An 8923-nucleotide genomic window follows, 5' to 3' on the forward strand; every position below is an offset into this window, starting at 1 on the left:
ACGGGGTGCACCGCGTATGCGCGGTGAGCGCCTGATCGGCTGAACAGGCCCCGGGCGAACGCTCGGGGCCTGTCTCGTCGGGGATCGATGCGGCGATCAGCCCTGCGCAGGTGGGCCTTGCGGAGGTTGTCCTTGTGGAGACGGGTGTCGCAGGGGTTGCCCCTGCGGGGGTGGGCCTTGCGGCGGCTGTTCTTGCGGGGGTGGGCCTTGCAGGTGGTGCCCCTGTGGAGGTTCGCCCTGCGGGGATTGCCCTTGTGGGGGTGGGCCTTGCGGGGGTTGCCCTTGTGGAGGTTGCCCCTGTACGGGTTGTCCTTGCGGACCCGGATCTCTCGGCGGCTGCCCCTGCGGGGGTTGCGCCCGGGGAGGTTGTTCCTGGGGCGGCAGCCCGGGCGAAGGCTGTTCCAGCGGCGGCCGCACGTGCAGCGGCTGCTCGTGCAGGGGGTGTCCCTGCGGCGGCTCTCCGTCGCGCGGGGCGAGATTCTGCCGGGTGATGAAGTCGAGTGCGCGGTCGGCCAGGTCCTGCCAGCCGTGATCGACGACCATCGAGTGACCGCGGCCCTGCATCACCTCGAGTTCCGTGACGCCCGGATTGCGTTGCTGGATCTTGTATTCGGCCTGCACGATGGCCTCCGGAACGGTCTGATCCTCGCTCGCCGCCAGCATCAGCAGCGGTCCGCGTGGATTGTGCAGGGCGACCGTGGCCTCGCTGCCGGGTGTGAGATTCGCGGTGGCGGCCTGGAACAGGGGCTTGGCCGGGCCCGGAATCACATACCGCGCGAACAGTTCGTCCGATTCCTCGCGGCTCACGGTGTTGGCGAAGAAGCGGTGGTAGGTCTCGGAGGTGTGCGACCAGGTCTTGCCGCGCAGCCACGGCTTGCTCAGAATCGCTCCCGCACTGCGCAATTGGGCGGGCGGTAGCGCGTACACGCCCTTGAACTGCGCGGGTGAGAGCACCACCGCCGCGATGGCATTGCCGTCGGCCAGCAGCCGCTGGGTGATCAGCCCGCCGAAGGAGTGCCCGATCACGATGGGCGGTCCGGGCAGGTCGGCGATGAATCGGGCGTAGTGCTCGGTGATTTCGGCGATGCCGCGATTGTTCAGCGCGTCCGGGTCGGCACGGGTGGATTCCGGATCCGGTCCGTCGCCGGGCCAGCCGGGTGCGATCGGCGCGAATCCGGCCTTCTCGAAGTATTCGATCCACGGGTTCCAGCTGTCGCTGTGCATCCACAATCCGTGCACGAAAACGATCGGTGGTTTGGGTGCGGGCACGGGATCTCCTCGGGCTGAGAGTGATCGGCGCCGGTCGCCTGGCTCGGGAGAGTGGCGTGTGAACGCCGGAGAATGTGCACGGCCGACCGCCCGAACAGGCAGCGCCGCCAACGAATTGGTGTGTTCGATCGTACGCGCGCAGTCCCCTCGGCGACCTCGAACGACCGAGTTCCGGCGGAGCCGACGCACGACCCGATCCGGAAGATCGCTGGAAGATAGCCGGATTCGAGTCTTCCCTATCGCGACTCGATACCGCCGGGTACGCTGCTGCGGACGCCGGGCAGGACCGGCGCACTCACACTCTCGAAAAGCTCGGAAGCAGGGGTATGAAGCGGATATCGATCGTGACCCTCGCGGCAGGCGCGATGGTGTTGGGGCTCGCCGGGTGCGGGTCCGACAAGTCCGGCGACACCGACAGCGCGCACCACGCCACCTCCACCTCCACCACCGCTGCCGCGAGAACGACCGTCCCGAGCGTGTCCACCACGCCCGCGACCGTGGTCGAACCGCCGACGGATGTTCCGACCCAGCCCGCCGCCGTCAAGAAGACGGTCGCGCCCGACGGCGCGCAGACCACCTGCGGCGTCTTCCGGGAGCTGGACGACGCCACCGAGAAGGCCGTCATCGAGCAGGTCCTGGCGGCCAACCCCGGCTCCATGCTCGAGGGCAGCCCGAACGTGGCGCTCGGCACCGCCAAGCTCGCGTGCCTCGCGACCAGCTACACCGATACCGCGGTGGCCGTGGCCATCCGGGTCGCCAAGTAGCTCCGCCCCCGGCACGGACCAGCTTCGGTCGAGTTGCCCGGACCGGGGTCGGTCGCGCTGCCCTCGGTGGTCCGGGACCTGTCGTGCGTTCGAAACGCCTGCGCCGCGACACTGACAACTTCTTGTGGTTCGTCGGCTTCCCTTCGTGCTCAGGGGGTTCGGCGCGGTGGTTCGCGGCTCGCGGCCTGCGGTCCGGGGTAACGGAGCGGTGAATCTCTCGATCTCCACTAGGGATTCGCCCGTCATCGCACGGGCGATGCGCCTGGCCCGAGTGCCCGCGGACAGCCTCGGCGGTCCACTCGGCGCGCAGGCGTAGGGTCCCGAACGGACAGCATCGGGCGAGGACGGGTGGGCGCATGGACGCCGATGGGTTGATCGAATTCGAGCGACATCGCCCCCGCCTGTTCGCACTCGCGTACCGGATGCTCGGCTCGGCGAGCGAGGCCGAGGACGTCGTGCAGGAGGCATACCTGCGCTGGGACCTCAGCGCTCGCGCCGAAATCCGTTCCGCCGAAGCGTGGTTGACGACCGTTCTGGTGAATCTCTGCCGGACCTGGCTCGATTCGGCCCGTGCCCGCCGCGGGACCTATGCCGGCCCGTGGCTGCCCGAGCCGATCCAGACCGCCCGCGGTGAACTCGGCCCGCTCGAATCGGCCGAGCAGCGCGAGCTGGTGTCCACCGCCGTGCTGACCCTCCTGGAACGCCTGACTCCCGCCGAGCGATCGGTCTTCGTGCTGCGCGAGGCCTTCGGCTACGCCCACCGTGAGATCGCCGACATGCTCGACTTCACCGAGGCGAATTCCCAGCAGCTCTACCGCCGCGCCACCCGGCACGTCCACCACGACCGCCCCCGCTTCGAACCGGCCCCCTCGCAGGCGCGCGCCTTCTTCGAAAAGTTCCTGGCCGCAGCACAATCCGGCGATGTCGCCGGTCTGGAAGCCATGTTCACCGCCGATATCGTGGCCATCGCCGACGGTGGCGGCAAGATCGCCACTGCCGACGGTGGCGGCGAGTTCACGACTGCCGACGGTGGCGGCGAGTTCACCACTGCCGACGGTGGCGGCAAGAACACGACTGCCGACGGTGGCGGCGAGTGCACCGCCGACCGTCGTCCCATCGAGGGCGCGACCCGTGTCGCCCGCTACCTCGTCGGCCTGTTCGCCCGCGATCTGCCGGGCCTCACCGTCACGATCGACGAGGTCAACGCCGCTCTCGCCTTCGTCGCCCGCGTGAACGACACCCCCATCGCCGTCGTCAGCGCCGACCTGACCGCCACCGGGATCTCGGCCCTGCGGCTGGTCCTGAACCCCGACAAACTCGAATTCTTCATCCGCGCGGACAAAGCCACCCGCTGACCGCGCCGGACAACCGGAAGGTCTCGGCTCCGATCGGGGCGTCGGTACTGAATTCGATCTTGTTGTGGGACAGGCTTTCCGAGGCCCGGCATGCTCGATCGTCGCTTCGCTCGTAGCGAACAGTCATTCGTCAACCAATGGTTGACTCTCCATTAAGAGTCAACCTAAAGTTGACGCATGACGAACAATATCCGCCTCGATGATCTGATCGACGGCATAAAGAAGGCCCGTCCCGACAATGTCCTGGAGCAGCTCTCGGACGCGGTGGTCGCCGCCAATCACCTCGGTGAGGTCGCCGACCATCTGATCGGCCACTTCGTCGATCAAGCCCGCCGCTCCGGCGCGTCCTGGACCGATATCGGCGGCAGCATGGGCGTCACCAAGCAGGCCGCTCAGAAGCGATTCGTCACGAAGCAGCCCGGCGATGCCGCCGCACTGGATCCGCAGGCCGGTTTCGCGCGGTTCACCCCCCGGGCGCGGTCCGTGGTGGTCGCCGCGCAGCAGGAGGCCCACTCGACCGGTCACGCCGAAATCTCCGTCGAACACCTGATCCTCGGGTTGCTGACCCAACCCGAATCCATTGCGGTGCACGTGATCAACGCCAAGGGGATCTCCAGCGACGCGGTCCGCCGGGTGGCGACCTCGGCTCTCTCGCCCGCGGCGGGCGAGTCCCCGGCGCTCATCCCGTTCGACGCGCAGACCAAGAAGGCGCTCGAGCTCACCTTCCGCGAGGCCCTGCGCCTTGGTCACAACTACGTCGGCACCGAGCACATGCTGCTGGCGCTGCTGGAGGTGGAGGACGGTTCGGGCACGCTGTCCGGTCTCGGGCTGGACAAGGAGGCGGTATCGGCCGATATCGCGCGCCTGCTGAGCGCGGTGACCGGTCCCAGCGGTGCGGTGGACCATCCGGAGGACGCGGAACCACAGTCCTGACCGGGGAGAAATGTGCGGAGACCACAGCCTCCCGGGGTCTGTCGGATCCGACCGATACGATGTGGGTATGGCGGGCGACGAGGGTTCCGACCTAGTTGCGGGGGAACCGCGTGCCGATCTGGTGCGCGCGCTCTCCTATGTCTCCACCGAGGACACCCCTGACGGCTACATCGTCAACGGTGACCTGCCGCCGGACATCGCTCCGGCATTCATCCGCGCCATCATGCGCATCGAGGCCGAGTTGCTGCTGAACGACGCGGAACTCGTCACCGTCGAGCACGGTGAGCCGCGCACCCCGGAGGAACGCCGCACCGATGCCCTGATCGCCCTGCTCCTGAGGGTGGACGATCGCCTCGTGCGCTGATTCCGGCGGTTTCGCGCCGCTGGTCGCCGGGGTTCCGGAGATCCACCCCCGACCTTGCACTCGGCACGGGAGAGTGCTAGAAATGGCTTTGGCACTCCAGACTCGGGAGTGCTAGGTCGGGACGGTGAGGCCGGAGCCACACACTCCCAGGTCGTCCGTCGCGGGCGCCGAGCCTGGCCAGATCGTGTCCATCCCCTGATCTGGAGGATCTCAACGCAATGGCCAAGACAATTGCGTACGACGAAGAGGCTCGCCGCGGTCTCGAGCGCGGTCTGAACGCCCTCGCTGACGCCGTCAAGGTGACGCTGGGCCCCAAGGGCCGCAACGTTGTGCTGGAGAAGAAGTGGGGCGCCCCCACCATCACCAACGATGGTGTCTCCATCGCCAAGGAAATCGAGCTCGAGGATCCGTACGAGAAGATCGGCGCGGAGCTCGTCAAGGAAGTTGCCAAGAAGACCGACGACGTCGCGGGTGACGGCACCACCACCGCGACCGTGCTGGCTCAGGCACTGGTCCGTGAGGGCCTGCGTAACGTCGCCGCCGGCGCCAACCCGCTGGGTCTGAAGCGCGGCATCGAGAAGGCCGTCGAGGCCATCACCACCCGTCTCCTCGCGACCGCCAAGGAGGTCGAGACCAAGGAGCAGATCGCTGCCACCGCCGGTATCTCGGCCGGCGACTCGTCCATCGGTGAGCTCATCGCCGAGGCCATGGACAAGGTCGGCAAGGAAGGCGTCATCACCGTCGAGGAGAGCAACACCTTCGGACTCCAGCTGGAGCTCACCGAGGGCATGCGCTTCGACAAGGGCTACATCTCGGGTTACTTCGTGACCGACCCGGAGCGTCAGGAAGCGGCCCTCGAGGATCCGTACATCCTGCTCGTCGGCTCGAAGATCTCGACCGTCAAGGATCTCCTGCCGCTGCTGGAGAAGGTCATCCAGGCCGGCAAGCCGCTGCTGATCATCGCCGAGGATGTCGAGGGCGAAGCCCTTTCCACCCTGGTGGTCAACAAGATCCGCGGCACCTTCAAGTCCGTCGCCGTCAAGGCCCCGGGCTTCGGTGACCGCCGCAAGGCCATGCTGGCCGATATCGCCATCCTCACCGGTGGCGAGGTCATCAGCGAAGAGGTCGGTCTGTCCCTGGACACCGCCGGCATCGAGCTGCTGGGCCAGGCGCGCAAGGTCGTCATCTCCAAGGACGAGACCACCATCGTCGAGGGCGCGGGCGACGCGGAGGCCATCAAGGGCCGCGTTGCGCAGATCCGCACCGAGATCGAGAACTCGGACTCGGACTACGACCGTGAGAAGCTGCAGGAGCGGCTGGCCAAGCTGGCCGGCGGCGTCGCGGTCATCAAGGCCGGCGCCGCGACCGAGGTCGAGCTCAAGGAGCGCAAGCACCGCATCGAAGATGCCGTGCGCAACGCCAAGGCTGCCGTCGAAGAGGGCATCGTCGCCGGTGGTGGCGTCGCTCTCGTGCAGGCCGCCCCGGCCCTGGACGAGCTGTCCCTCTCCGGTGACGAGGCCACCGGCGCGAACATCGTTCGCGTCGCGCTCTCGGCTCCGCTGAAGCAGATCGCGTTCAACGCCGGCCTCGAGCCGGGCGTCGTCGCCGAGAAGGTCTCGAACCTTCCCGACGGCCACGGCCTGAACGCCGCCACCAACGAGTACGAGGACCTCCTGGCCGCCGGCGTTGCCGACCCGGTCAAGGTCACCCGCTCGGCCCTGCAGAACGCGGCCTCCATCGCGGCTCTGTTCCTCACCACCGAGGCTGTCGTCGCCGACAAGCCGGAGAAGGCCGCCCCCGCGGGCGACCCGACCGGTGGCATGGGCGGCATGGACTTCTGAGTCCGATGGATTCAGTCTGCTGAGTCCTGCTCTCCAGCAACACCTTTCGAACTGGAAGCCGGTTCGCCTTCGGGCGAGCCGGCTTCCGGCGTTTCCAGGGAATCGACGCCCGGAGAATTCTTCGCCAAAAATTTCCCGCGTCGTGTCGATCCGCGCGATTCCCGTGCGACCTTGTGGTGAAAGGGTCCGAACGGGCCGAACCACACGATCCATACGAGGAGGCAGAGCCATGAAGTACATGCTGATTTTCCGGGCGAACGACGAGGCGATGGCCGGGATGATGAACGTCGACTTCAACGAGATGCTCAGCACCGTCGGCGCCTACAACGACGAGATGATCCGGGCGGGCGTGCTGCTCGCCGCCGAGGGGCTCGACGATCCGGCCGAGGGCGTGGTCGTGGACTTCTCCTCCGAGCCGCCGGTGATCACCGATGGGCCCTACGGTGAGACCAAGGAACTGTTCGGCGGGTTCTACATTCTGAACGTGGCGTCCAAGCAGGAAGCGGTGGAGTGGGCCAAGCGTTCGCCGATGACGGGCGCGGGCTTCAAGACCGAGATCCGCCGGGTCACCACGATCGACGAGTTCCCGCAGGACAACGAGTGGGTCCAGAAGGAACGGAAGTGGCGTGAGTCCACCGGTCAGCTCTGAACGCGAAGCCGTCGCCGCCATCTGGCGGATCGAGTCGGCGCGGATCGTCGGTGCGCTCGCGCGCTACACCGGCGATTTCGCGCTGGCCGAGGACCTCGCCCAGGAGGCGCTGGCCGAGGCGCTGGTGAACTGGCCGCGTGAGGGAGTGCCGCAGCATCCGGCGGGCTGGCTGCTGACCGTGGGCCGCCGTCGCGCCATCGACGGATTCCGCCGCCGCGCCGCGCTCGACGAGCGCTATGCCGCTCTCGCCCGTGATCTGGATGAGGGCGGCGCGATCTCGGGGAGCGCGGCCCCCGAGCCCGGGCGGGCGGGGGAGGTGCTCTGGGATCCGGACCAGATCGACGACGACGTGCTGGCCCTGATCTTCGTCTCGTGTCATCCGGTCTTGTCCCGGGAGGCGCGGGTCGCGCTCACCCTCCGGGTGGTGGGCGGTCTGACGAGCGACGAGATCGCCAAGGCCTTCCTGGTCCCGACCGCGACGGTGCAGGCCCGGATCACCCGTGCCAAGAAGACTCTCGGCGCGGCTCGTGTTCCGTTCGAGGTGCCGCCGGTGGCGGAGCGTTCCGCGCGGCTGGGGTCGGTGTTGAGCGTCCTGTATCTGATCTTCACCGAGGGTTCCTCGGCCAGTTCGGGCGGCGAGCTGATCCGCTTCGATCTGGCCGGTGAGGCTCAGCGCCTGGCCCGGGTCCTGTCCCGCCTGATGCCGGACGAACCCGAGGCGCACGGCCTGCTCGCCCTGCTGGAACTGACGGCCGCTCGTTTCCCGGCTCGCACCGGCCCCGACGGCGAACCGGTGCTGCTCGAGAAACAGGACCGCCACCGCTGGGACCGGGCCGCGATAGGTCGGGGCCGGGCCGCGCTGACGCACGCCGGTCAGCTCGGCCGCGGCCTGGGCGCCTACGGGTTGCAGGCCGCGATCGCCGAATGTCACGGCGTCGCAGCATCTGTCGAGGACACCGACTGGGAACGCATAGTCCTGCTCTACGAGGCACTGGGCCGGCTGGCTCCCTCCCCGGTGGTCGAGCTCAACCGCGCGGTGGCGGTGTCCATGGCTCGCGGGCCGGCCGCCGCACTTCCGATCGTCGAGGAGTTGTCGAGCGAGGGGGCGCTGGCGAACTCGCATCTGCTGCCCGGCGTGCGCGGTGAACTCCTCATCCGGATGGGCCGTCGCGACGACGCGCGGCCCGAGCTGGAGCGCGCGGCGAAGCTCTGTGGCAACGACCGCGAGCGAGAGGTGTTGCTGCGCAAGCTCGCTGATCTCGGGTGAGCGGTCTTGCGTTGTGGCGCACCGGTGGTGCGATCGCGGGGAAGTCAGCCATGGCGCTGGGACAGCGTGATGGCGGCGTCGATGGGGCGCATCCCGAGTCGGGCGGCCGCCGCCGCGACGGCGGATTGGATGGTGCGGTCCCCGGTATAGACGGGGTCGTAGAGAAACTCGACGAGTTCCATGGCCGCCAGGGCTTGGTCTCGGGTGAGGCGGCGGTCGGGAAGCCAGCTGACGCGCCAATAGGTCTCGGTGGGGGTCGATTCGATGGAGCCGGGCAGTCGTTCAGCGAATTCGCCGACTACGGCGCTCGTGATCGACCAGTCGCACACGTACACACTGCTCAAATTAGACCTCTGACCAGCCGATTTGACTTGGTTCGTAGCAACACGTAACTTATTCCAGGTCAGAGCGACACGGACACCGACCCGGAGCCCCAAGGGCCTGGGAAACGAGGTTGTACGAGGTGCGCCTGATGATCACA

General features: G+C 67.9%; 9 protein-coding genes. 7 read left to right on the forward strand and 2 right to left on the reverse strand.

The genetic code is table 11. The features are described from left to right. Nucleotides 1-96: 96 nt before the first annotated feature. Nucleotides 97-1269 carry an alpha/beta hydrolase gene (locus tag NJ1_RS36220; RefSeq protein ID WP_084479220.1) on the reverse strand — a complete coding sequence of 391 codons (1173 nt, stop codon included), beginning with the start codon at nt 1267-1269 and terminating at the stop codon, nt 97-99. A gap of 326 nt (nt 1270-1595) precedes the next feature. Between NJ1_RS36220 and NJ1_RS36225 the strand changes: the two genes are divergently transcribed. The 7 genes from NJ1_RS36225 to NJ1_RS36255 all read left to right on the forward strand — a co-directional run bounded on the left by NJ1_RS36225 (nt 1596) and on the right by NJ1_RS36255 (nt 8442). Next, nucleotides 1596-2033: a hypothetical protein gene (locus tag NJ1_RS36225; RefSeq protein ID WP_067704370.1), complete on the forward strand. Its 438-nt coding sequence runs from the start codon at nt 1596-1598 to the stop codon at nt 2031-2033. A 356-nt stretch (nt 2034-2389) separates the two neighbouring features. Beyond that, nucleotides 2390-3388: a sigma-70 family RNA polymerase sigma factor gene (locus NJ1_RS36230; protein WP_067704373.1), complete on the forward strand. Its 999-nt coding sequence runs from the start codon at nt 2390-2392 to the stop codon at nt 3386-3388. A 177-nt stretch (nt 3389-3565) separates the two neighbouring features. Beyond that, on the forward strand, nt 3566-4321 hold the full coding sequence (locus NJ1_RS36235; RefSeq protein ID WP_067704376.1) for a Clp protease N-terminal domain-containing protein: 756 nt from the start codon (nt 3566-3568) through the stop codon (nt 4319-4321). Between the two features lie 67 nt (nt 4322-4388). Then, a complete protein-coding gene (locus NJ1_RS36240; protein WP_067704379.1) occupies nt 4389-4685 on the forward strand; it encodes a hypothetical protein in 297 nt (98 codons plus the stop codon). A gap of 218 nt (nt 4686-4903) precedes the next feature. Beyond that, a complete protein-coding gene (gene groL, locus NJ1_RS36245; protein WP_067704382.1) occupies nt 4904-6526 on the forward strand; it encodes a chaperonin GroEL in 1623 nt (540 codons plus the stop codon). 229 nt (nt 6527-6755) lie between these two features. Further along, a complete protein-coding gene (locus tag NJ1_RS36250) occupies nt 6756-7175 on the forward strand; it encodes a YciI family protein (RefSeq protein ID WP_067704384.1) in 420 nt (139 codons plus the stop codon). Beyond that, nucleotides 7153-8442: an RNA polymerase sigma factor gene (locus NJ1_RS36255; RefSeq protein WP_067704387.1), complete on the forward strand. Its 1290-nt coding sequence runs from the start codon at nt 7153-7155 to the stop codon at nt 8440-8442. The genes NJ1_RS36250 and NJ1_RS36255 overlap by 23 nt, the downstream gene beginning before the upstream one ends. Nucleotides 8443-8486: 44 nt before the next feature. Here NJ1_RS36255 and NJ1_RS36260 read toward each other — a convergent pair whose 3' ends face one another. After that, complete coding sequence (locus tag NJ1_RS36260; protein WP_157574586.1) at nt 8487-8786, reverse strand: hypothetical protein; 300 nt, start codon at nt 8784-8786, stop codon at nt 8487-8489. Nucleotides 8787-8923 lie beyond the last annotated feature (137 nt).

The organism is Nocardia jejuensis NBRC 103114, assembly GCF_001613145.1.
GTDB classification, from domain to species: Bacteria; Actinomycetota; Actinomycetes; order Mycobacteriales; family Mycobacteriaceae; genus Nocardia; species Nocardia jejuensis.